Source organism: Sphingopyxis sp. GW821-FHT12C06 (genome assembly GCF_058807415.1).
Window position 1 is genome coordinate 135,647 of record NZ_JBXAQR010000007.1, and the last position, 21,963, is coordinate 157,609.

17 protein-coding genes and 1 pseudogene are annotated in these 21,963 nt (G+C 61.5%); 9 read left to right on the top strand and 9 right to left on the bottom strand.

The genetic code is table 11. From position 1 onward, the window contains the following. Window positions 1-167: 167 nt before the first annotated feature. From AC1RRJ_RS19915 to AC1RRJ_RS19925, 3 genes are read right to left on the bottom strand one after another with little or no spacing between them, the layout of a single operon-like run. On the bottom strand, window positions 168-1,190 hold the full coding sequence (locus tag AC1RRJ_RS19915; protein WP_493125952.1) for a sugar phosphate isomerase/epimerase family protein: 1,023 nt from the start codon (window positions 1,188-1,190) through the stop codon (window positions 168-170). A 24-nt stretch (window positions 1,191-1,214) separates the two neighbouring features. Continuing rightward, complete coding sequence (locus AC1RRJ_RS19920) at window positions 1,215-2,378, bottom strand: Gfo/Idh/MocA family protein (protein ID WP_493125954.1); 1,164 nt, start codon at window positions 2,376-2,378, stop codon at window positions 1,215-1,217. Continuing rightward, a complete protein-coding gene (locus tag AC1RRJ_RS19925) occupies window positions 2,375-3,892 on the bottom strand; it encodes an MFS transporter (RefSeq protein ID WP_493125956.1) in 1,518 nt (505 codons plus the stop codon). The genes AC1RRJ_RS19920 and AC1RRJ_RS19925 overlap by 4 nt, the downstream gene beginning before the upstream one ends. Window positions 3,893-4,006: 114 nt before the next feature. Between AC1RRJ_RS19925 and AC1RRJ_RS19930 the strand changes: the two genes are divergently transcribed. Beyond that, window positions 4,007-5,020, top strand: coding sequence for a LacI family DNA-binding transcriptional regulator (locus tag AC1RRJ_RS19930; protein WP_493125958.1), 1,014 nt, complete (start codon window positions 4,007-4,009; stop codon window positions 5,018-5,020). Between the two features lie 22 nt (window positions 5,021-5,042). On the opposite strand, the gene AC1RRJ_RS19935 is transcribed toward AC1RRJ_RS19930, so the two are convergent. Together AC1RRJ_RS19935 and AC1RRJ_RS19940 are read right to left on the bottom strand one after the other, a co-directional pair. Next, window positions 5,043-6,731: a GMC oxidoreductase gene (locus AC1RRJ_RS19935; RefSeq protein WP_493125960.1), complete on the bottom strand. Its 1,689-nt coding sequence runs from the start codon at window positions 6,729-6,731 to the stop codon at window positions 5,043-5,045. Window positions 6,732-6,745: 14 nt separating this feature from the next. Next, on the bottom strand, window positions 6,746-7,354 hold the full coding sequence (locus AC1RRJ_RS19940) for a gluconate 2-dehydrogenase subunit 3 family protein (protein WP_493125962.1): 609 nt from the start codon (window positions 7,352-7,354) through the stop codon (window positions 6,746-6,748). A 218-nt stretch (window positions 7,355-7,572) separates the two neighbouring features. Here AC1RRJ_RS19940 and AC1RRJ_RS19945 point away from each other — a divergent pair, with 218 nt between their 5' ends. The 3 genes and pseudogenes from AC1RRJ_RS19945 (at window position 7,573) to AC1RRJ_RS19955 (ending at window position 11,188) form a co-directional block, all read left to right on the top strand. After that, window positions 7,573-7,962, top strand: coding sequence for a c-type cytochrome (locus AC1RRJ_RS19945; RefSeq protein ID WP_493125964.1), 390 nt, complete (start codon window positions 7,573-7,575; stop codon window positions 7,960-7,962). Between the two features lie 80 nt (window positions 7,963-8,042). After that, window positions 8,043-9,050 carry a sugar phosphate isomerase/epimerase family protein gene (locus tag AC1RRJ_RS19950; protein WP_493125966.1) on the top strand — a complete coding sequence of 336 codons (1,008 nt, stop codon included), beginning with the start codon at window positions 8,043-8,045 and terminating at the stop codon, window positions 9,048-9,050. A gap of 1,364 nt (window positions 9,051-10,414) precedes the next feature. Next, window positions 10,415-11,188, top strand: a pseudogene (locus AC1RRJ_RS19955) (IS5 family transposase). 308 nt (window positions 11,189-11,496) lie between these two features. On the opposite strand, the gene AC1RRJ_RS19960 reads toward AC1RRJ_RS19955, so the two are convergent. The 4 genes from AC1RRJ_RS19960 to AC1RRJ_RS19975 all read right to left on the bottom strand — a co-directional run bounded on the left by AC1RRJ_RS19960 (window position 11,497) and on the right by AC1RRJ_RS19975 (window position 16,812). Then, the gene (locus tag AC1RRJ_RS19960) at window positions 11,497-13,995 is read right to left on the bottom strand and encodes an RHS repeat domain-containing protein (RefSeq protein WP_493125968.1); all 2,499 of its coding nucleotides are present in this window, start codon (window positions 13,993-13,995) and stop codon (window positions 11,497-11,499) included. 131 nt (window positions 13,996-14,126) lie between these two features. Next, on the bottom strand, window positions 14,127-15,977 hold the full coding sequence (locus AC1RRJ_RS19965; RefSeq protein ID WP_493125970.1) for a hypothetical protein: 1,851 nt from the start codon (window positions 15,975-15,977) through the stop codon (window positions 14,127-14,129). Between the two features lie 24 nt (window positions 15,978-16,001). Next, window positions 16,002-16,226 carry a hypothetical protein gene (locus AC1RRJ_RS19970; protein WP_493125972.1) on the bottom strand — a complete coding sequence of 75 codons (225 nt, stop codon included), beginning with the start codon at window positions 16,224-16,226 and terminating at the stop codon, window positions 16,002-16,004. Window positions 16,227-16,437: 211 nt separating this feature from the next. Continuing rightward, window positions 16,438-16,812 carry a TrbC/VirB2 family protein gene (locus tag AC1RRJ_RS19975; protein ID WP_493125974.1) on the bottom strand — a complete coding sequence of 125 codons (375 nt, stop codon included), beginning with the start codon at window positions 16,810-16,812 and terminating at the stop codon, window positions 16,438-16,440. Between the two features lie 188 nt (window positions 16,813-17,000). On the opposite strand from AC1RRJ_RS19975, the gene AC1RRJ_RS19980 reads away from it, so the two are divergent. The 5 genes from AC1RRJ_RS19980 to AC1RRJ_RS20000 are packed head-to-tail and all read left to right on the top strand — an operon-like array spanning window position 17,001 to window position 21,950. After that, window positions 17,001-17,315, top strand: coding sequence for a TrbC/VirB2 family protein (locus AC1RRJ_RS19980; RefSeq protein WP_493125976.1), 315 nt, complete (start codon window positions 17,001-17,003; stop codon window positions 17,313-17,315). Between the two features lie 3 nt (window positions 17,316-17,318). Then, window positions 17,319-17,603, top strand: coding sequence for a VirB3 family type IV secretion system protein (locus AC1RRJ_RS19985; RefSeq protein ID WP_493125978.1), 285 nt, complete (start codon window positions 17,319-17,321; stop codon window positions 17,601-17,603). Beyond that, window positions 17,582-19,951: a VirB4 family type IV secretion/conjugal transfer ATPase gene (locus AC1RRJ_RS19990; protein WP_493125980.1), complete on the top strand. Its 2,370-nt coding sequence runs from the start codon at window positions 17,582-17,584 to the stop codon at window positions 19,949-19,951. Before AC1RRJ_RS19985 ends, AC1RRJ_RS19990 begins: the two co-directional genes overlap by 22 nt. A gap of 2 nt (window positions 19,952-19,953) precedes the next feature. Beyond that, window positions 19,954-21,174, top strand: coding sequence for a type IV secretion system protein (locus AC1RRJ_RS19995; protein WP_493126269.1), 1,221 nt, complete (start codon window positions 19,954-19,956; stop codon window positions 21,172-21,174). Continuing rightward, a complete protein-coding gene (locus tag AC1RRJ_RS20000) occupies window positions 21,171-21,950 on the top strand; it encodes a VirB8 family type IV secretion system protein (protein WP_493125982.1) in 780 nt (259 codons plus the stop codon). The genes AC1RRJ_RS19995 and AC1RRJ_RS20000 overlap by 4 nt, the downstream gene beginning before the upstream one ends. Window positions 21,951-21,963: the final 13 nt, after the last annotated feature.

Below are 21,963 nucleotides of genomic sequence, written 5' to 3' on the forward strand. Positions count from 1 at the left end.
TTCTCGAACGTATCCCTGCCCATTTTTGGAGTCAAGTAATCGATTACATTTCAAATTGGTCTTTTGGACGACAGTGCTCGTTAAACTAACCAACCTTCGACTTTTCGAGCCAATTTTCGGCAGAATATCGTTTACACCAACGCTGTTGGGCGCGAGCGCGAGAAAGCTCAGTCCGCCCCGCTCGATCCAGCAAAATCGTCAAAGGCGCGGTCGGTGACCCGGATGATGCGATCAGCGATGAACTGCGCGCCTTCGCGGGCGCCGTCGACCGGATGCTTGAGGCAACATTCCCATTCGAGCACCGCCCATCCGGCGAAATCATATTGGGCAAATTTGGAAAAAATGGCGCGGAAATCGATCTGCCCGTCGCCGAGCGAGCGGAAGCGACCGGGGCGGTCGATCCAGTCCTGATAGCCCCCGTAGACCCCCGACCGGCCGTTGGGCCGGAATTCGGCATCCTTCACATGGAAGGCGCGGATGCGCGGATGATAAATGTCGATGAACGCCAGATAGTCGAGCTGCTGCAGCAGCAGATGACTCGGGTCATAAAGGATGGTCGCGCGCGGATGATGATCGACGGTATCGAGAAAACGCTCGAAGGTCGCGCCGTCGTGCAAATCCTCTCCCGGATGGATTTCATAGGCCAGATCCACACCGACCTCGTCAAACGCGTCGAGGATCGGGCGCCAGCGCCGCGCCAGTTCGGCAAAGGCGTCGTCGATCATTCCCGCGGGGCGCTGCGGCCACGGGTAAAAATTCGCCCAGGCCAGCGCGCCCGAGAAAGTGACATGCGTGTCGAGGCCCAGGTTGCGGCTGGCCTTTGCCGCCAGCAGCAACTGATCATGCGCCCAAAGCCGGCGCGCCTCGGGATTGCCGCGAAGATGCACGGGAGCAAAGGCGTCGAACAGCCTGTCCTGCGCCGGATCGACGGCGATCAGTTGCCCCTGCAAATGCGTCGACAGCTCGGTGATGCTGAGCCCCTGGTCGGCCAGCATGCCGACGAGCTCGTCGCAATAGGTCGTGCTTTCGGCCGCGAGCTTGAGATCGATCAGCCTTTCGCCGGTCGGGATCTGCAACCCCTTATAGCCCAGCCCCGCCGCCCAGCGCGCCATTCCGGCGAGCGTGTCGAACGGCGGTTCGGCGCCTTCAAACTGCGCCAGGAAAATGGCAGGGCCCTTGATCGTTCGCATGAAAATCCTTTCGGGGGAGAAGTGTCAGGCGCGGGCGCCGGTGTCTTCGACCGGCTGCCAGGTTGCGCCCTGAACGGATGAGCGGAGCGCGGCGTCAACGAAGCGCAATCCCCGAACGCCATCCTCGATGCCGCACAAAGGCGTATCGGAAATGGGCGTTTCAAACAGGATCGCGTCGACGAAATCGCGGTAGATATTGGCGAAAGCCTCGATGAAACCTTCGGGATGGCCGGCGGGCAGCCGGGTCGCAGCGGTCGCAGCAGCGCCGAGATAGGGCGCACCGGCGCTCAAAATCTCGTCGGGCCGGTCGGGCCAGCGCAGATAGAGATGCTGACTGTCTTCATGCGACCATTCGAGCCCGCCGCGATCGCCCCAGAGACGCAGGCGCAGGTCGTTGCGCGCACCCGCCGCAACCTGCGTCGCGGCGACCAGCCCGCGCGCACCGCTGGCGAAGCGGACGAGCAAGGTCGCATCGTCATCGAGGCTGCGGCCGGGGACGACGCTGGCGAGATCGGCAAGGAGTTCGACAATATGATCCCCCGCGACATATTCGGCGAGGTTCAGCGCATGGACGCCAATATCGGAAATGCAGCCCCCGACGCCCGCCGCCGCGGGCGCGGTGCGCCAGGCGGCCTGCTTGTTCGCCGACCGCTCGACCGGATCGGCAAGCCAGCCTTGCGGATATTCGACATGGATGCGGCGCAAACTGCCCAGATCGCCGCGCGCAACGCGCGCGCGCGCCTCGCGGATCAGTGAATAACCGGTGTAGGTGTAAGTGATCGCATAGAGCGCCGCCGACGCATCGACATGCCCACGCAGCGCCAGCGCTTCGTCTAACGTAGCAGTCGCCGGCTTGTCGCTGATGACATGGATGCCCGCGGCGAGCGCCGCGGCGGCGATCGGCAGATGGGTGTCATTGGGGGTCGCGACGGTGACGAACGAAATGCCGTCGGAACGCCGCCGCTCGGCCGCGAACATCGCCTCGACATCGGGATAGATACGGTCGGGCGCAATGCCGAAGCCTACCCCCGTCTCCAGCGAGCGCGCATGATCGCGGCTGAACACCCCCGCAACGAGCCGCGCGCGGCCGTCGAGTTCGGCTGCCATGCGGTGGATCGGGCCAATGAACGACCCGGGGCCGCCGCCCGCCATCCCCATGCCAAGCGGCGGGACACGCATGCCGGTCATGCCTCCGCCCGCGCGGCGGCAAGCGTGACAGGCCTGTATCCGCCCCGCGACCGGAAGAAAAAGACCAGCGTGAGATAGATGACCAGCATCAAAGCCGGAAGCAGCGCGATATCGCGCAGCGCACCCTTTTTGGCCTCGACGACCACCTGATCGACCGCGCGGCGTTCGGCCGCGGGCGCCTGCGCCAGCGCGGCAGAATCGAGCGCCCGATAGGAACCGAACGCGCCCTGCTTCGGTGCCGCCACATAGGCCGCGACCAGTTCGGTCCCGTTGGTCCGGTCGTAGCGCGCGAGCCCGTCGGCGGTCGAGCGATCCTGGATCGTCCCGAGCAGACTGGCACCCACAATGCCGGCCGCGAGCATCCCGGCACCCGCCATGACGTTCACCGTCACTGCGCCGCCCTTGGGGAAGCGCTCCGATGCCACGGCGAGGCTGGTGCCCCAGAAGAAGCTTTTGCCGATCCCGTAAAGCGTCGCAGCCGCGAGTAGCGCGGTGCCCGTGGCCCCGGCCATCCAGAACAGACCGACCGCCGCCATCGCCGACGCCGCGGCAAGCGTGCCAAAGGGCGTCGCGACGCGCACGATCGAACCGGCGAAAAGCCGAACGACGAACACGATCGCCGAGGTGTAAACGAGCACCCAGCCCGCCTCGATCCCCCAACGCGCCAGTTCGGGCTCCATCAGCGAGACGATCCAGCTGTCGGTGCTCAATTCGGTGATCGCCAGCGGGATCATCACGAGCACGAGGATAATATAAAGCGGATGCCCCGCCGACCGCGCGTAAAAGGCGTAGGCTGCGGTTAGCGTCGCGACCGCCGCGACCGTGACGATACCCGGCAGGTCGGCGACGCGGCCGATCTCGAGGCACATCAGCGAAAGGATCACGAACGCGCTAATATAGCCCGCCTCCGCCAGCATCTCGCGATAGGAAATGCCCGCAGCGACGCGCTCGCTGACCGGGAACTTCAGCCGCAGAAGCGCGAGCGCATAGATCAGCACGGGGACCGCCATCATCGCGGCCTTGATGCGCCAGTCGACCAGACCGTCGAGCGCGATGGCCAGCGCACCGCCCAGCATCAGCCCAAGTGGCCACGCCGCGTGCAGCCGGTTGAGCCATCGCGGCTTGTCGTCATTGTACAGCGTCGCGACCAGCGGGTTGGCCGCGGCCTCGACCGCGCCATTGCCCAGCGCCATGATGAGGGTGCCGATATAGAGCGACCAATAGCCATTGGCGGTCACCAATATCGCCAGCCCGATAATGTGGCAGGCGGCGGCGAAGCCGAAGGTGCGGCGAAAGCCGATCCGGTCGATCACCAGGCTGAGCAGGACGATGGTGATCGCGAAAGGCCAAAGCCCGACACCCAGCAATTCGCCCTTTTGCGTTTCGGACAAGCCGAAGGCGACGCCCCAGTCGTCGATGACCATCGCGCGCAGGACAAAGCAGAAGGAGGTCGCGGTGATCGCGGCAAAGGAAATTCTGAAAAGCTGCCCTCGCGGCGCAACGGACCCGTCCATATCGACCCTCCCTATTTTTATGTAATGGATTACATTATGAACAGGCTGGTTGAATCGCAAGGGGAATAATATAAGCCTTCGCACGAAACCTCAGAATGAGAGAACGATTACCGGATGACGACGATTGCGGATGTGGCACGGGCAGCGGGCGTTTCGACAGCAACGGTGTCCCGCGCACTCAGCAACCCCGAATCGGTCAACGAACCAAAGCGCAGCCATGTCCTCCGCGCGGCGAAAGTTCTCGGCTATACCCCGAATTATGCGGCACAGAGCCTGCGCACGACCCGGTCGCAGCGCATCATCCTGACCGTGCCCGATATTTCCAACCCCTTCTTCTCCGCAGTAATCCGCGGCGCCGAGGAAGCCGCGCTCGCCGCGCGCTATTCGCTGCTGATCGGCGATACCCATCATGACAGCGAGCGCGAGGAATATTACGCCGCGATGCTGACCCGGCGCGAAGCCGACGGCATGATCTTTCTGGGCCATCGCCTCGCCCCCACCGCAGTGGCGATGATCGCCAATCAAGGGGCCGACGCACCGATCGTGAACGGCTGCGAATTCGAACCCGGCCTCAACGTCTCGAGCGTCCATATCGCGAATGCGGTCGCGGCGGCCGAGGCGATGCAGCACCTTTATGACCTTGGCCATCGCCGCATCGGCGTCATCACCGGCCCGCTCCTCAGCCCGCTGAGCCGCGACCGGTTGAGCGGCGTCCAGGGCGCCGCCGCCGGCCAGCGATTGTGGGATGAGGTGATCGTGCGGACCGGAGATTTTTCGGTCGACGCAGGCGAAGAGCAAACCCATGCGCTGCTCGCCGGGGACAATCCACCCACCGCGATTTTCTGCTTCAGCGACGAGATGGCGATCGGTGCGATGGCGGCGCTTCGCCAGCGCGGGCTCGATTGCCCCGGCGACGTGTCGGTCATCGGCTTCGACGACATTCGCTATGCGCGCGCTTTTCACCCCGCACTCACGACCGTTTCGCAACCCAAGGAAGCGATCGGGCGCAAGGCGGTCGAAATGCTGCTGGCGATATTGAGCAAAAAGGCCGGCGGCGTCGATTCGGTCACGCTGCCGCACGAACTGATCGTTCGCGAAAGCACTGCTCCGCCGCGCAAGGCCGGATGACCCCGCGCGGCAAGAGCCGGCATCAGAGCTGATTGGCCTTCATGCGCTCGACCGCATGATTGGCCGCACGCGCCGTCAGCGCCATATAGGTGAGCGACGGGTTTTGCGCCGCGGTCGAGGTCATGCACGCGCCGTCGGTGACGAACAGGTTGGAAACCTCATGCGACTGGTTGAAGCCGTTGAGGTACGAGGTTTTCGGATCACGCCCCATGCGCGCCGTGCCCATTTCGTGGATCGCGAGGCCGCCGGGCGGGATCGCCGTCCGGATCGACTGAACCCCGACCGCCCCTCCCGCGGTGAGCATCGCCACCGCTTCCTTCGAAATATCCTCGGCCATCAATTTCTCGTTCGCGCCCCACTCGAACCGCGCGTTGAGAATGGGAATGCCCCACTTGTCCTTCTTTTGCGCGTCAAGGCTCAGCCGGTTGTCATAATAGGGCAGGCATTCACCGAAGCCGGCGATGTAGATGAACCACGGCCCGGGCTCACGCAGCGACTGCTTCAAGGGCGCCCCGAAACCCGGCGCCATCGCTCCGCGCGTCCAGTTGGAGCGCGCGGCGGCACCCTGCAGGCCATAGCCGCGCAGGAAGGGCGCATCCTTTTTCCCGACGTTACGGAAGCGCGGCATGTAAAGGCCGGCGGGACGATTGCCGATCGGCTGACTGTCGAGCATTCCCGGCACGATGCCGAAGGCACCGCCAGTCATCAGATGATCCATCAGATAATGGCCGAGCACCCCGCTCGTGTTGCCGATGCCGGCCGGATATTGTTCGCTCGTCGAATTGAGGAGGATTTGGGTGGACCCGAGCGTCGAGGCGTTGAGGAAGACGATCCGCCCGCGATAGGTGGTGCGCGAACCCTTGGCGGAGTCGATGACACGGACGCCCGACACCTTGCCCGTCTTCGGATCGTGATCGAGCCCCTCGACGATCGCGTCGGTGACGATGGTCAGATTGCCGGTCGCCTCGGCGGCAGGGAGCGTCGAACTGATCGAGCTGAAATAGGATCCGGTCGAACAACCGCGCTGGCACGGCCCGCAATAGTGGCACGCCGCGCGGTCGCCCAGATCCTGCGTAAGAATCGCCGACGGCGCGATCATCAGCCGCCGGTCGGCATAGGTTTTCGCAATCCCCTCGGCGACATGCGCCTCGCAGCGGTTGAGCGGCATCCCCGGCTGAAAGCGGCCCACCGGCGCGGTGGGCGCGTCATATTCGGACTGGCCCGACACGCCTATGAAGCGTTCGACATAATCGTACCAGGGCCGGATATCCTCGTAGCGGATCGGCCAGTCGACGCCATGGCCGTCCTCGGCATTTTCGGTGAAGTTAATCGGGCCCAGCCGCGGCGTCACACGGCCCCAGGTGAGCGAGCGACCGCCGAGATGATAGCCGCGAATCCAGTTGAACGGATACTCGGCGTCCTGACCATAGGGATGCGCGCTGTCCTTGACGAAGAACTGATCGGTCGCCTCGCCAAAGGCGTAGCAGCTGCGCTGAATCGGATAGTCGCGCTCGTAGCGATGCCGGTCGCCCAGATTGTGGAAGGGGAATTCCCAGTCAGCCTTGTGCTCGCCGACATAGTCCTCGGGCGTGATCGATCGCCCGCGCTCGATGAGCAGGACTTTCAACCCCTTTTCGGTCAGCTCTTTCGCCGCCCAGCCGCCCGAAATGCCCGAGCCGACGACGATCGCATCGAAATCCTGATTTGACATGGTGATGCTCCCGGTCAGAAGGCGCTGAAAGGCGACAGCGAGTAGAGGATGAAAGAATCGGCCCGGTCGCCCGGCCTGAACGGCGCGTCGGGAAGATATTCGTTCGGGACCATGTTGGACGACAGTTCGACCGTCGCGCCAAGCTCGCTGGTATAATAGCCGTAGATCGTCAGGCGCTTCATCAGCACCGCAAACGGGGTCCGCGGCCGGCCACCCGCCGACGGCGCAGCGGCCGCAGCGGCGTTCAATTCCTCGCCGTAAAAGGCGATTTTTTCGGCGTCGCCCAGCGCGACGAAGGGCTTGGCGTAACGCGCCTGCGCACGGCCGGCGAACGCCGCAATCCCATCCATGAAGTGGGCCCGCTCGCCGGCGTCGAACCAGTCCGACACCATCATTTCCACGAAAGCCGGAACCCCGGCGGCCTTGGCCCCGCCGGTATCGGTCGCCGGAAGGATGATTTCGGCCACCTCGGCGACCAGCGCCCGGTTGGCAGCGTCCCAGGGCGCGGATATGGCCGCAACCGCACGAGCGGTCGGCGCAACCAGCGCCACGCCCAGAAAGGCCCCCAGTTTAAGCAGATTCCTGCGGCTTGTGCCGTCCATAGCGGACCGATCAGATGCCATTGACCTCTCCCGTCTTTATGTTATTCTTCGAAAAGTAATCGATTTCAAATGCCGGTGCAAGGGCATAAAATCGCCGGGATTCATTGCCAAACCGGCAAATCATAGTCCAGGCTATGCAATCAATTACACGAGTCGATGGCCCGAACCGAGTGCGGAGAGAAACCGCACCGCAACGACCGGCCATCGCCTCGCCAGAGGATGCGACTGAAGAGGATGCTATGCCAAAAATAATCACGCCTGTTTCGGGGGCAGCGGCCTTGCTCGTGCTTGCCTTGTCCTATGCGGCCACCGCCCAGACGGGGACGCCCGACCTGGCCAAGGGACGGACGGCGTTCCAGGCCTGCGCGGCGTGCCATTCGGACAAGCCCGGCGTGAAGCGGATCGGCCCGAGCCTCGCCGGCGTTTTCGGCAAACCCGCCGCGCAGGTGCATGGCTTTAACTATTCGCCGGCGCTGGCCAAGGCGAAGCTGCGCTGGGACCGCAAGACGCTCGATGCGTTCATCGCCAGGCCCAAGGTCGTCGTACCCGGAAACCGGATGACCTATCCCGGCGTCACCGACCCGGCGAAGCGCGCCGCCATCATCGATTATATGCAAAGCCTGCGCTGACAGGTCGCCAAAGCCCACCCCCGAAACCCCACCCAATGACCGCCCCCAAGAGGGCGCGACGTGCCGAGAGGATATTGAATATGACGGGTCGCCACATCGCTTCGCTTTTGCTGCTGTCATCGGCCATGTGCGCCGGTGCCACCGCGGCGCACGACCACACGCCCAAGCCCGCGAGCGCTCCGACGCAATGCCTAGGCCTGCCGGTCGATAAAATTGCCATCCAGACCTATGTCTTTGCCAGCACCCTGGCTGATATTCCGATCCCGGCCGAATGGGACACGCTGCCCGTCGCGGAAAAATTCGAACGGCTGAAGCCGTCCTTCATGAAGCTCGCCGGGGCGAAGCCCGACCCCGCGAAACTGGCGGCGGTGCTGAAGGAAATTTCGGCAATGGGCTATCGCAATGTCGAAAGCATGAGCCTGATTTCGGGCGGCAGCCCCGAGGCTTATGCCGGCCTGCTGAAGGATGCGGGCCTGCAATCGGTCGCCAGCCACGTCTCGCTCGACAAGAGCAAATGGCCGGCGCAGCTGGCCGAGGCCAAGGCGCTCGGTCAGCGCTTCATCGGTTCGGGCGGCTTTGGCCAGCCGGGTCTGGCTACCCTTGACCAGACACTGGAAACCGCGCGCAACCTGAACGAGCTGGGCAAGGCCGCGGCGGCCGAGGGGCTGACCCTTTACGTCCACAACCACACCGGCGAGTTCGACGCCCGCTATCTTTATGACAGCGGCGACGGCAAGCCGGTGATGACGAGCGCGTGGGAAATCGTCGCCGCCAACACCGACCCCCGTTTCGTCCAGTTCGAGGTCGATATTTTCTGGGCGCGCCTCGCCTTCAAGCCCGACCAGGTGGAGGAACTGCTCGATTTCCTGAAAAAATACCGCAGCCGCATCGCCCTGCTGCACATGAAGGACCTCGCCCCGAACGGCGCGGTCACCGACATGGGCGCTGGCACCACCGACTGGCGGCGCGTGGTCGAAGCTGCAGGGCCGCAGGTCGCCTACTATGTGTATGAATTCGATTTTCCGTCCGATGCCGTGAAATCGGCGCGGATCGGATTCGATTATTTGAGCTGCAAGGGTCAACCCTAAAGGGGCGCGCCTCCTGTCGGGTGAAAGCCTCTCACCGAATCGACACTAATGCCCTCGGAGAAGCTACGCTCTTCCTCGGGGGCATTCTCATCTGCGCAATCGACCGTCATCAAGGATCGGGACACGGCACCCAACGCGGAGCGATCAGCGGCACATTGGAACGATTGAAGGTTTCCAGATAGCCGTCGCCGGAGCACGGCTGCTTGCACATCTGGTCATAAGAGGGCTGCGGCGGCCGGATCGGCGACGATCGCATCGACGCGAGCGCAATTGCGTCCCATTCGCTTGCGATTGCTCATAAAGTCTCAAGGACAACCCGAGATCAAGAGCCTGAGCATCGGAGAGTTGGTGAATCCGGCGCCGCCAGAAAATATGACCGCGACGGAAGATGTGCGGGAAGGTAGACCAGCGAGATCTTTCAGATCAGCGCGCTGGCACACTCCGATGTACAATGAACAGACGCCTCGCCGACCGATGAATCATTGGTCAGGAATATCATGGCCCAAGCCCAGATCGGCTGTGATTCCTGCACCGGCTGGCTGGGGCGGCAGGTGTTTACACCTCAACTTATGCACATGATTTATAATGACTAAATTTCATGATCCGCAGCGTTTACCCGCCAATTCATGATCATTTTCGTGAGCTTCAGAGAGCAAATTTGAGCTAACTTGGGATATGCGGCCAGCAGTGACTTTTGTACGTTGAAACACAATGCCCGACGGCGCCCCTCGCAAAATCGGCTTCGCCTTGACCGCGAGATTGGGAAGATGGCTCCCCATCGGACCGTGAAAGTAGCAGTAGGTCAATTACGTCATTCCCGGGAACCCGGGGATGCCGTTTATGTCGCTACCAATTGCGATGCCCCGCCTTCGCGGGGGCATCGATGTTATCACTCACTGGGAAGCCGCCATTTAAGCTCTGCGCCGCGCCATGCGTGGCATGCAGGGGCTCGTCGGGGAGGGAGGGCTGCGTCAAAACCGCATCGTTGTAAGGCAGGATACTTCGCATCGAGCGGCCAATTTGGATATACATGCGCCTCACCTATCAGGCGCCCCCAGCTTCCCCTTCAGTTTTCAGAGGCGGCAATCACGCACTCCCCAGATGAGCCTATGCACGTTCGTCGGCTTGCCTCTCTGTCTGATGATGCGCGCGCCTCCCGCTGTCGAAGCGGGCGATGAAGCTGATCTGCCCGTGACGCGGCTAGATTGGCGCACTCAGTCAACCGCGTGGCGCGGTTTCCAGAGTATTGCACAGCCTTTTCAGCATCGCGCCGGATGAAGTTGCGCTCAAAAATATTAACTAGGGTCAGGACCCATTGATTTGCGGGGATGGCTGTGATTCAGGCGGCTACGAAGGGCCTGAATTTGAGCGATTTATTCTGGCTGACGGACGAGCAGATGGCGCGTCTTCGGCCCTATTTTCCGAAGAGCCACGGCCGCGATCGCGTTGACGACCGGCGGGTTTTGAGTGGGATCATCTTCGTGAACCGCAATGGGCTAAGATGGCGGGATGCGCCGAGGGAATATGGCCCGGCAAAGACGCTCTATAATCGCTGGAAGCGGCGGAGTGACAAAGGCATCTTCATCCCCATGATGGAAGGCTTGGCCACACCGCAAGCGCCAGAGCGCAAAACGATCATGATCGACGCTACCTATCTGAAAGCCCACCGCACGGCGTCTAGTCTTGGGGTAAAAAAGGGGGTCCGGGACGTCTGATCGGACGCACGAAAGGCGGCATGAACACCAAGCTGCATGCCGTGACCGATGCGAATGGTCGCCCGATCAGCTTCTTCATGACCGCCGGGCAGGTCAGCGATTACACGGGCGCCGGCCGCATTGCTCGACAGTCTGCCCAAAGCGCAATGGATGCTTGCCGACCGAGGCTATGACGCCGACTGGTTCCGCGACGCCTTGCAGGAGAAGGGGATCACGCCGTGCATCCCTGGCCGGAAAATACGGAACAGGGCCGTCAAATACGACAAGCGCCGCTACAAACGCCGCTACAAACGCCGCAACCGCATCGAGATCATGTTCGGTCGGCCGAAAGACTGGCGTCGCGTCGCAACACGCTATGATCGGTGCCCGAACACCTTCTTCTCCGCCGTAGCCCTCGCCGCAACCGTCATCTTCTGGCTCTGATCAATGAGTCCTGACCCTAGCCACCGGAGATGGCTGCAGAATATAGAACGGGTGCCAAAATTGCTGCAGAAGATGCGAGTGACAAAATGAGGAGCCGGAACAGTAATCGTCCGGACAAGTCGCTTCCCCTGACCAAGATATACAAATTTACATATATCGCAATAGAAACTACAACAATGCTGATATATATATTGGGATATGAAAAATTCGCAAAACCGGACAATATAGACAAAGAAATATATAGACCAGAAATCAGGGAAAGTAGAATCCCAATCCCGGATATGGATATCGATAATATTCGATATTTACTATGGAACACTGTCACATCCTCCGCACCATCCCGTTATTGAATTCAGCGAATTTGCCTCAATAACGCTACCAAAAATTGGAGTTCCACCGAAAACAGTATTTGGGAGTCCGAATTTCTCAAAAACACGCCAATGATAATATGTTATCTGCCGCACGGACAGGAGGTGTGGAGTTCCGATGCGATCGGCGCGGACAGCAGCAGCATCGGCTTTCGCTATCGCAAGTCTGACCTCTTGATACTCCCGGTACACGCGTTCCATGTCTCCTTTTGGCGGTATATTTACACCGTGTTCATTGTAACCAGGGACAACTCCATGTTTCTTCATGAGCGCGCCAAGGAGGCGACTCTTCGCCACGACGTTTATCCCGGTCGATTCCACATCCAGATCCATTTGCTCCCCAATCTCTTGGAGCGGATTGTTGGGTGAGGCCTCCCAGTACCCTGATGCATCACCCGCGCCCAGTGCAACCTCGGCCCTAGGCGAAATGCCGTCGCCGCCATATGAGCCGGAGCAAGACACGCTGCCAACACGCGAACAAGTGTTTTGGGTAGTCTGTTCGCCAAAGAGCCCGGAGGGATCCCGCCCGTTTACCGGATCCGTCCCGGCATATGCGTAGAGGTTGACTTGATCCTTATATCCGATGGGGTCGGCCTGGAGGAAGCGCCCGAGCGTCGGCGAGTAGATGCGGGCCTTGTAGTAATAGATGCCGAGTTCGGGGAGCCACGCCTGACCGGTGTACTGGAACCGCCCGAGGTTGCCCGGGTTCGGGATGCCATATTCGTCATAGCTGTTGATCGCTGCCGCCCCGCTGGGAGTGGTCACCGCGATGACGCTGCCCTGATGGTCGGTGTGCAGCCAATGCGGGTTCGTCTGGCCGCTGCCTTCGTACCAGACCACCGGGTCGTCGACATTCTTGCCGTGCACATAACGTCGCAGGAGAGTGCCCGCGCCATCATATTCGGCAACCAGTTCGTCACCATCATGGAGGAGGCGGGTGGTCGCCCCGCCGCCGACGGTCTCGTAGAGTCGGCCGAGCGGATCGTAGCGCAGCGTGGCATTCTTTGCCCCGCTGGCATTCACCAGCCGGTTCTCGACATCATAGACATAGGTCGTCGACCCGTCCGAGGTCAGATTGCCGTTAGCGTCATAGCCGAACGACGCCGCGCCCGCGGCGGTATATTGATTGAGCCCGTTCGCCGCATAGTTGCGGTCGACATTATAGTGTCCGGTCCACGCATAGATGTCATTGTTGCGGGACTGCTGCGCCATCTGTGCTCCCGGCGTATAGCCGTAAGTGAACGCGGCATCGCTTGCGGTGCCGGGGAAGTCATGGCCCAAGCCGCTCAAGCGACCGGCGGGATCGTAACTGAACGTCGTATACTGGCTGTATCGCCCATTTTGCCGGTCGCGCAGTCCGCGGCGGTTGTAACCATAGGCTAGAAGGTTGACATTCAACGCAACCGCTCCGTCATAGAGCGCCGACATCCGGTCAAGTCCGTCATAGGCGTAGCCGGCCTGCCTCCCGTCGGGCCAGATCAGCCCGGTGCGGTTGCCGTTCTTGTCCCAGGTAAAGGAAAGAGTCCGCGTCAAACCGTCCATCGTCAGCGCCGACGAGATCGGGCGCCCAAATCCATCGTAATCAGTAGTCAGGCCTTCGCCCGACGGACTATCGAACCGGGCGTAGGTTTGGAGCCCCTTGAGGTTATATCCATAATAGACGTCGCGCGTGTGCGTTGCCGCGAGCCCCGACCGCTCGGGGACGATCTTGACCGTGTTGCGGTTTAGCGCATCATATTGATAGGTGATGACGCTGCCGTCGCGTTTGCGCAGGCTCGTGCGGTTGCCATTGGCGTCATAGCCATATTCTTCATAGTCGATGATGGACACCATTCCCGGCGTGGCCGGCGACGGAAGGTTCCATCTCACTTGGCGGTCAAATCCATCATAACTCATCGATGCGGTGTAGCCGCGCGCGTCGGTCAGGCTGGTCCGCTTGCCGTTCGGGCTGTAGACGTAGGTCGCATAGTCCTCCTGCAGCGGCGTCGCATAGGCCTTCTGAACCTTGAGCAGCTGGCCCACGGCGTCGTAAACATTGCGCGTAATCCGATCGGGGCCGAAGCCCCCCTCAGCGCCTGGCGTGCAAGCGCTTGCAGGGAGGCTGCCATAGGCGGCGGGGTTCATCCGCTGCGCCGTGCACTCGTTCCGCCCGGCAAGATCGTAGCTGTATTGAAGGAGGGACACCGGCAGATCGTCCGAGCCCTTCGCAACCTCGCTCGCCTTCCGGCCCTTCGCGTCCAGGCTCGTCTCTACCGACGAAAGCCGTGTGAAGCCGATCCAGTTCGCTGGCTTGACATCTTCCGGCTGCCAGCTCGCGAGTTCGCCGGTCTCGATCTTGACTGGTCGGCCAGCTGCATCATAGGTCGTCCGGGTCGCTGCGTAGGCGAGAGGCCCCGCGCCGTCCGGGTCGGGCGCGATTGTTCCTGTCACCCGGCCCATAGCGTCGTAGCGCGCCGCGCTCGTGTGAGCTGAAGGCTGTGCCTGTGCATATGCTGATGTCGTTGAGACGGCGACCCCTGCGAGCGATGCGACAACGGACAGGGCGGCTCGTTCCTGGGCGCGCCTCCTGCTCACGGGCAGGCGCTCAGATTGGCAGCGGGCCTTGTTTCGCTAATCTTTCGCCCGGAAATATCGTACCCGAAACAGGTTCGCTGGGTTTCTCCGCCCGCAGTGACAGACACCCCTCGCAAGAGCAGGTTGTTTGGGCCGCTATCAGGGCCGTAGTCATAATCGCTAACGACTTCGTCCGCGGCGCCCCCGGCACAACTCGCGCCGCTGGCGGCTGTTGATCGACAAGAACGTTCTCGTATCAGCAGCCAGACAGGGGAAGAAGCCTGAACATAGGCCCCTGAACTATTCTTGATCCAGGCAGAGCGATGAGCATATTCGTAACGCGTTTCGGGCCGCACTCCGTCCACGGCGGGACCGGTACGCTTGAGGATGCCTCCGTGAACTGTGCTATATTCAAAATTCGTCTCATTACCTTTGTTGTCGATGGTAGACGTTGGCCTGCCCATGGACGCCGTGCCAAAAGCGCTCGTGCTTACCAAATTTGGTAGTCCCGATCCTGATTTTGCGACTTGTCGTGTCTCCGTAATGTTTCCATTCGAATCGCGAGTAAGGGAAAAATAGCTTCCTTCCGGAGAGATGGATTTTTTTATTTGAGAATTATTATATTCAAATTTGGAGATTCGTCCAAGTTCGTCAATCACCTCCGAAACTCCGTCAAGAAAAGAATCTACCTTGCTTATATATTTTCTCGTTCCATAAGGCGTAGTAGACTGAACAGTCCATGTTTTAAGAGACGACAAGTAAGAATATGAATAATTTCTCGATACTCCATCAACGGTAGCCGATGTAACTCGAAATCGAAATGCACATTTTCCGTTAGGATATTCATTTTCCGGATAGCATGGGATAGGCGTCCTTGATAAACTATACTCAGCATCCCAAAATGAACTGCCAGGCCTCTTAATTTTTATGGTACTAGTATCCGGACTTGTTGCCTCCCTTGTGAATTGGCTAATGCCACCGGACGCATCCGTCACATACTCAATTGCCCCGGAGGTGCTATAGGACGTGCTACTCCACGGGCGAGACAATGCACACCTGTCCGCCATTGGATCGCAATATTCGACGGCATTATTTATCGCCGTCACCTTGGTTAATTTTTTCCAGTCTCCGACATTGTATACGTCTGAATCATACTCATACTTTATCTGGTATCCGAGATTGTTGGTTACTGATTGTATTCTATACTGGGTGATCGGGCCGCCGGTGTAATAGCGGTTGTGGATTGTCCAAATGGTACCGTCCGGAAAAGTGACGCGCGTTGCCGCCCTGGATTGTTGCGAAACGCCAGAGGAATCCGGGCCATAATCGAATGTGATTTTGCCATACTCAACGATGCGCCCATCCTTGGTGACTAGCGACCAGGGCAGGTTCTCGCCCGCTATAAAGGCAGCCAGATATGATCCGTCTCCCGTCGGGCGTGTGTACGCGTCCCCAGCGACGCGTGTAAGCGATCCGAATTCAGCTACTGCTGAAGGGAAGGGCCTCAACCAGCCAGCTTCACCGATTGCGTAGTTCCAGAAATTGGTCTTCCACCACTGGGCAGAGAGGTAGCGGATGTGCTGCAGGCCTCTGTGGTCATTCGGGCCGACTGACAACTCCTTGAACTCTTGAAGAAATCCATTGCCTTGAACGTCCACGCCAAAATCATCGAGAACGGGACTCTGGGGAATTCTTCCGGTTGCATCTTGAGCGTAAGAAGGGGACGAAAGCATCGCCAACGCGATTGTGGTAGCGATAAGTCCACGGGCACTCACTGCTGCCCGCCCCAAGCAAACTTCCTTCATCGATAGCGGCTTTCCAGTGGAATAAGTGAATTCAGACCATTTGCCGTAAAGCGGCAGTAACAAGTCAGACAGGTTGCAATCTCAACTTCAAGGAGGTGAGTTCGGCGAATTCGTCGTCTTGACCCGTGTACGATTGTCCGCCTTGTCATGCTCATATTCGACCGTGACATTATTGTTCACCGTGCCCGTGCGCACGACCTTCGTCAGGCGACCCTTGGCATCATATGTGTAAGTGACGGTTTCCGTGGCGACGGCAGGGACAGCTAAGCCAATGAAGGTCGCGCCAAGCAGAAACGCGCGTAATATTTTCATAAAACCCCCTCCCGTGGCGCCTCAAATATTTGACAACGCTCCCGATTCTCTCAACGATATCAATGCAGAAAAAAATGGAAAGGCAAAAATTTCATTTTTTGAAAAATTCATTTCCTACCCTCACTTCCCCACCGGCAACCGACGCTCATCATGAAGAGCAAGTATGCCAACAGGCCGCCCGGATTACCCAAGGGCGGCCCCCATAACCTCGTTATCGAGACGTTGGCACCGATGCGCCAGCGTAGGGGTCATAAGCGGCAGGAGGTGGCGTGGATCGTGTTTGAAACTCCAAGGGGCCGGGCCCCTGCACCGCGGCCGAACTCGGCCGCGCCCCTGCGCTCCCGAGGCCGGTCAGTGCTCCGGCGAGACCCGCTGCCCCAAACAGGATGAAGCAACCGATCACCACGGTGATGCCGCGCCGCAACTCCAGCCTCCCCGACAGCATGAGGAGCCCGATGGTTGCCAGCGCGAGCACCGCGACGGTCGTTGCGACCGTGCCCAGCGCGGCACCCTGAACCCACCCGACGCTCTCGGCGACCGGGCTGCCCGCGGGTGGATCGGTGAGTGACAGGGTTGGCGAATGCATCAATATTCCGTCAGCAGTTTCTTGAAAGATGATCTAATCATGATGTCGGGCCGCGAACAAGTTTCATCAATATTCTTACGATCTTACTATGATGTCGATTCCACCTTGGCAGTGTCGCGCGGCACGGTCTATTGACCAATGGATGATCTTCCGCCGGGGCGGCGGAACGCGAAATGAACGGGGTGAGGATGAAAAGCAGAATTGCCGGATGGGCAGGCGGGATCGCCGGTCTTTTCTATGCTGCAACCGCTCACGCGCAGGAAATTGCCGATCCGGCGGGGTCGGGCGTGCTGGTGTCGGCGGTGCGCTGGCTCGAGGGCACGCTGCTCGGCACAATCGCGACAGTAGTCGCGGTGATCGCCGTCGCCACGGTCGGCTTCATGATGCTGACCGGACGGATCAACTGGCGATACGGTGCGACCGTCATCCTCGGCTGCTTCATATTGTTCGGTGCCGCCAGCATCGTCGCGGGCATCCAGTCCACCGCCAGCCTCGGGCGCTGATCGATGAACGGGGTCGAGCGTGATACTATGTTCGTCGCGCTGACGCGTCCGCAGATGTTCGCCGGGGTCACCTACAGCTATTTCGTCGCCAATGCGGTCCTCGCGACCGAATTATTCCTGATCTTCCGCACCGTCTGGGCACTGGTGATCGCGCTGGCGGTGCATCTGGCGGGCGTGCTTTTGTGCCTGCGCGAACCGCGCTTCTTCGACCTTTGGCTCGCCAAGGTCGGCCGCTGCCCGCGCGTGCGCAACTTTGCGATCTGGCGATGCAACTCCTACCGGCCCTAGCCTCTTCCTCCAAGACCGTCGCAAGGGAGGCGCCCGCCGGGCGCCACCTGCCCTACGGCCATCATGTCGACGATCACACGATCGCGACGCGTGACGGGCTGCTCATGCAGGTCATTGCTCTCCGCGGCATGCTCTTCGAAACCGCCGACACCGCCGAGATCAACTATCGCAAGCGGCTGCGCGACGCGATGCTGCAGGCGATCGGATCGTCGCGCTTCGCCATCTATCATCATATCGTTCGCCGCCGGATCGAAGCCGGGCTCGACGGGCAGTTCGACGATCCTTTCTCGGCGAAGCTCGACGCGACCTGGCAAAGTCGGCTGGGCCGCCGCCAGCTGTTCGTCAACGATCTCTATCTGACCTTGATCCGCCGCCCGCTGCAAGGACGGGTCGGCCTACTCGACAGCTTGCGCGAGAAGCTCGGCCGCACGAGTTCGGTGGCGGAGACCGCCGCGCAGGATCTGCGCCAGCTCGACACGGCGCGCGAGGCGTTGATGGCCGCGCTCGGCAGCTATGAGCCGTCGCTGCTGACGATCTATGAAGGCAAGGCCGGGCCCTGCTCCGAGCCGCTCGAATTTCTCTCGACGCTCTACAATGGCGAAAACCGCCCGGTGCTGCTGCCGACGCAGGACATCGGCGCCTATCTACCCGACCGCCGGATCAGCTTCGGGCAGGAGACGATTGAACTCGCTCCGTCGGGTCACGCGGATCGAAGCTATCTGGGGCTGGTGTCGATCAAGGATTACCCCGGGCAGACCAGCCCCGGCATGTTCGACGAACTGCTCCGCCTGCCCTTCGAGCTCACCGTCTCGCAATCCTTCGGCTTCGTCGAGCGCCAGTCGGCGCTCGAGCGCATGAACCTGACGCTGCGGCGGATGCGCTCGGCCGAGGATGAGGCACTCAGCCTGCGCGCCGAACTGTCGAGCGCCAAGGACGAGGTCGCCGCCGGCCGATCGGGGTTCGGCGAGCATCATATGACGATCGGCATTCGCGGAGCGTCACCCGCCGAGGTCGATGCCGGGGTTGCCGAAGTCCAGGCCGCGCTCGCCGACCTCGGCATCATCGCGGTGCGCGAGGAGATTGCGCTCGAACCGGCCTTCTGGGCGCAATTCCCTGGCAACTTCAAATATATCGCGCGGCGCGGTCTTGTTTCGACGGGCAATTTCGCCGGGCTCGCGAGCGGACATAATTTCGCACTCGGCCAACCACACGGCAATCATTGGGGCGATGCGGTCACCCTGTTCGAGACCACGGCGGCGGGACCTTATTTCTTCAACTTCCACCAGGGCGATCTGGGCAATTTCACCATCATCGGCCCCTCGGGCTCGGGCAAGACGGTGGCGCTCAACTTCCTGCTCGCACAGGCGCGCAAATTCGATCCGCGGATCGTCTTCTTCGACAAGGATCGCGGCGGCGAGCTGTTCATCCGGGCGATCGGCGGACGCTATGATGTGCTGCGCCCCGGCGCGCCATCGGGGCTCAACCCACTCCAGCTTGAGGATACGCCGGGCAATCGCCAGTTCCTGATCGACTGGCTTGCGCTGCTCGCCGGCGGCGCGGGGGTCGAGGAACTCGCGCAGATCAAGGATGCGATCGACGCTAATTATGCGCAGCCGCCGCATCATCGTCGCCTCCGCCATATCGTCGAACTGTTCCGCGGCGGGCACCGGCCGCACGCCGACGATATGTGGTCGCGCCTGCGCCCATGGTGGGGCGATGGCGAGCGCGCCTGGCTGTTCGACAATGCGGAAGACGCCACCGACCTTTCGGCTCGTTCGGTCGGCTTCGACATGACGCAGATACTCGACGATCCAGCGGTGCGCACACCGGCGATGATGTATCTGTTCCACCGCGTCGAAGAACGGCTCGACGGCAGCCCGGCGATCATCGTCGTCGACGAGGGCTGGAAGGCACTCGACGATGATGTGTTCGTCCGCCGGATCAAGGACTGGGAAAAGACGATCCGCAAGCGCAACGGCATCGTCGGCTTCGCAACCCAGAGCGCGCAGGATGCGCTAGAGAGCCGGATCGCCAGCGCGATCATCGAGCAAGCCGCGACGCAAATCTTCATGGCGAACCCGAAGGCGCGCGCGGCCGACTATGTCGACGGCTTCGGGCTGACGCCGCATGAATATGAACTGGTTCGCTCGCTGCCCGACAGCGCGCATTGCTTCCTCGTCAAACATGGCAATGAAAGCGTCGTCGCGCGCCTCAACCTGTCGGGCGAGCGCGAACTGCTGACGATCCTGTCGGGGCGCGAACGCACGGTGCGCCTGCTCGACGAATTGCGTGGCCTACATGGCGACGCACCTGAGGCCTGGTATGACGCGCTGATGGAGCGCGCGTGATCATGGCGGTCTGCGACACTATCCCCAGCCCTGAGAGCTTCGCGCCGAGCGTGCTTCGCTTCCTCGACTGCCAGGCGCAGGTCATCGGGACCGAGGGCTATGGTGCACTGGCGGCGCCGGGATCGACCGCCTCGGTCCTGCTGACCGGCATGACGACCTTGCTGATCGCGCTCATCGGATACCGGATGCTGCTCGGGCAGACGCCGACGGTTCGCGAGGGCGTGCTGACCTTCGTCAAGATCGGGCTTGTCCTCGTGCTGGCGACGAGTTGGCCTGCCTATCAGATACTCGTCTATAACGTCATTCTCCATTCCCCTGCCGAATTTGCCGCGACGATCGGCGGCGCCGCCAACCTGCCGGGAAGCGGCGGTGGGCTCGTGGCGCGGATCGATGGCGTCGATCAGGCGCTCAAGATCCTCGCGATCGAGGGCGTGGGGCCGGTGCCGCTCGGCGCCGACGGGCTTCCGCGCATGCCTTCGGTTGCGCCGCCGCCCTTCCTCGGGTTCGACAGTTTCGCGCTGGGTTTTGCCCGGGTGATCTTCCTCGTCTCGACCGTTGCTTCCTTCGCAGTTGTCCGGATCGCCGCCGGCCTTTTGCTCGCGCTGGCGCCGCTGTTTGCGGCATTCCTGTTGTTCGACGGGACCCGCGGGCTTTTTGCAGCCTGGCTCAAGACGCTGATCGGCACCGCGCTGGCCAGTCTCGCGATCGCCATCACGCTGGGCGTCGCGCTGGCCTTTCTCGAGCCTTGGCTTTCCGGCCTGCTCGCCCGGCGTGCGGGCGGCGGCGATATCATCGGCGCGCCGGCGCAGTTGCTGGCGGCGACGACGATCTTTGCGATCGCGCTGGCCACTGTGATGGTGATTGTCGGGCGCGTGGCGATGGGCCTCCATATTCCGGCGTGGATGAAGGCTTGGCCCGCGAACGACGCCTTGGATGGCCGCTCCGCACGCGCTGAACCGGCGCGGCAGGCCGTCGCCTCACACGCGCCGATCGAAAGCCGCTCACGCGCCGCAGCGATCGCCGATGCTGTCGCGATCAACCAGCGTCGCGAAGCCGTCGCGGCCGAAACATCCGGCGGATCGCGCGCGGTTCACATCGCGCGCAGCGCCGCCAGACAGGATGCGGGCGAGCGCCATAGTTCGACGTCCGCGGCTACCTCGCCTGGTCGCCGGACCCGGCAGCGAATATCCACACGTGCACTTGCCAGGGACCGGCGATCATGAAGAAATCCAGCCGCGAAGCCCTTGATGCCTATTTTGTCGAAGCTGGCAGCTGGGCGAAGGACCGCGAAGACGCCTTGCGCACGTCGCGCCGCACCGCCTGGTGGGTCGCCGGTGCGGCGTCCGTCATCGCGGTGTGCGAGGCACTGGCGCTGCTGTTCCTGACCCCGCTCAAGACCGTCGAGCCCTATACGTTGCTTGTCGATCGCCAGACCGGCTTCGTCCAGCCGTTGAAGCCGCTCGAGCCGCAGGCGATTTCGCGCGATCGCGCACTCACCCAATCCTTCCTCGTCCAATATGTCATCGCCCGCGAAGGATATGATGCGAATTCACTGCAGCGCGACTATCAAAAGGTCGGCCTCTGGTCCGCTGGAACGGCGCGGGGCAGCTATTTGTCCGAAATTCAGGTGTCCAACCCCGACAGTCCGCTGGTGCGGTTGCCGCGCTCATCGCTGATCGACGTTCAGGTCAAAAGCGTGACGCCGATGGCCGGTGACACGGCAATGGTCCGGTTCGACACACAGCGCCGCGATGCAGGCGGTCAGGCCCACCCTGCACAGCCATGGGTTGCGGTTGTCCGCTATGGTTATAGCGGCGAACCGATGAGCACCGCCGACCGGATGATCAACCCGCTCGGCTTCAAGGTGAGTAGCTATCGCAAAAGCGCCGAGGCGCTGACCGCGCCTGAACCCGCCGAGGTGCCTTCGCCGGCGGCATCCACCGCTGCCGACGCGATTTCCGCTGCGGGTGTGGCGCAGCCGGTTCAGGGGCGTCCATGACCGGCCGCTTCTC

Excerpts from the sequence above, each read along its gene's own strand:
- AC1RRJ_RS19915 (WP_493125952.1), bottom strand. The coding sequence starts at position 1,190 with ATGCGAACGATCAAGGGCCCTGCCATTTTCCTGGCGCAGTTTGAAGGC.
- AC1RRJ_RS19920 (WP_493125954.1), bottom strand. The coding sequence starts at position 2,378 with ATGACCGGCATGCGTGTCCCGCCGCTTGGCATGGGGATGGCGGGCGGC.
- AC1RRJ_RS19925 (WP_493125956.1), bottom strand. The coding sequence starts at position 3,892 with ATGGACGGGTCCGTTGCGCCGCGAGGGCAGCTTTTCAGAATTTCCTTT.
- AC1RRJ_RS19930 (WP_493125958.1), top strand. The coding sequence starts at position 4,007 with ATGACGACGATTGCGGATGTGGCACGGGCAGCGGGCGTTTCGACAGCA.
- AC1RRJ_RS19935 (WP_493125960.1), bottom strand. The coding sequence starts at position 6,731 with ATGTCAAATCAGGATTTCGATGCGATCGTCGTCGGCTCGGGCATTTCG.
- AC1RRJ_RS19940 (WP_493125962.1), bottom strand. The coding sequence starts at position 7,354 with ATGGCATCTGATCGGTCCGCTATGGACGGCACAAGCCGCAGGAATCTG.
- AC1RRJ_RS19945 (WP_493125964.1), top strand. The coding sequence starts at position 7,573 with ATGCCAAAAATAATCACGCCTGTTTCGGGGGCAGCGGCCTTGCTCGTG.
- AC1RRJ_RS19950 (WP_493125966.1), top strand. The coding sequence starts at position 8,043 with ATGACGGGTCGCCACATCGCTTCGCTTTTGCTGCTGTCATCGGCCATG.
- AC1RRJ_RS19960 (WP_493125968.1), bottom strand. The coding sequence starts at position 13,995 with ATGGGCCGGGTGACAGGAACAATCGCGCCCGACCCGGACGGCGCGGGG.
- AC1RRJ_RS19970 (WP_493125972.1), bottom strand. The coding sequence starts at position 16,226 with ATGAAAATATTACGCGCGTTTCTGCTTGGCGCGACCTTCATTGGCTTA.
- AC1RRJ_RS19975 (WP_493125974.1), bottom strand. The coding sequence starts at position 16,812 with ATGCATTCGCCAACCCTGTCACTCACCGATCCACCCGCGGGCAGCCCG.
- AC1RRJ_RS19980 (WP_493125976.1), top strand. The coding sequence starts at position 17,001 with ATGAAAAGCAGAATTGCCGGATGGGCAGGCGGGATCGCCGGTCTTTTC.
- AC1RRJ_RS19985 (WP_493125978.1), top strand. The coding sequence starts at position 17,319 with ATGAACGGGGTCGAGCGTGATACTATGTTCGTCGCGCTGACGCGTCCG.
- AC1RRJ_RS19990 (WP_493125980.1), top strand. The coding sequence starts at position 17,582 with ATGCAACTCCTACCGGCCCTAGCCTCTTCCTCCAAGACCGTCGCAAGG.
- AC1RRJ_RS19995 (WP_493126269.1), top strand. The coding sequence starts at position 19,954 with ATGGCGGTCTGCGACACTATCCCCAGCCCTGAGAGCTTCGCGCCGAGC.
- AC1RRJ_RS20000 (WP_493125982.1), top strand. The coding sequence starts at position 21,171 with ATGAAGAAATCCAGCCGCGAAGCCCTTGATGCCTATTTTGTCGAAGCT.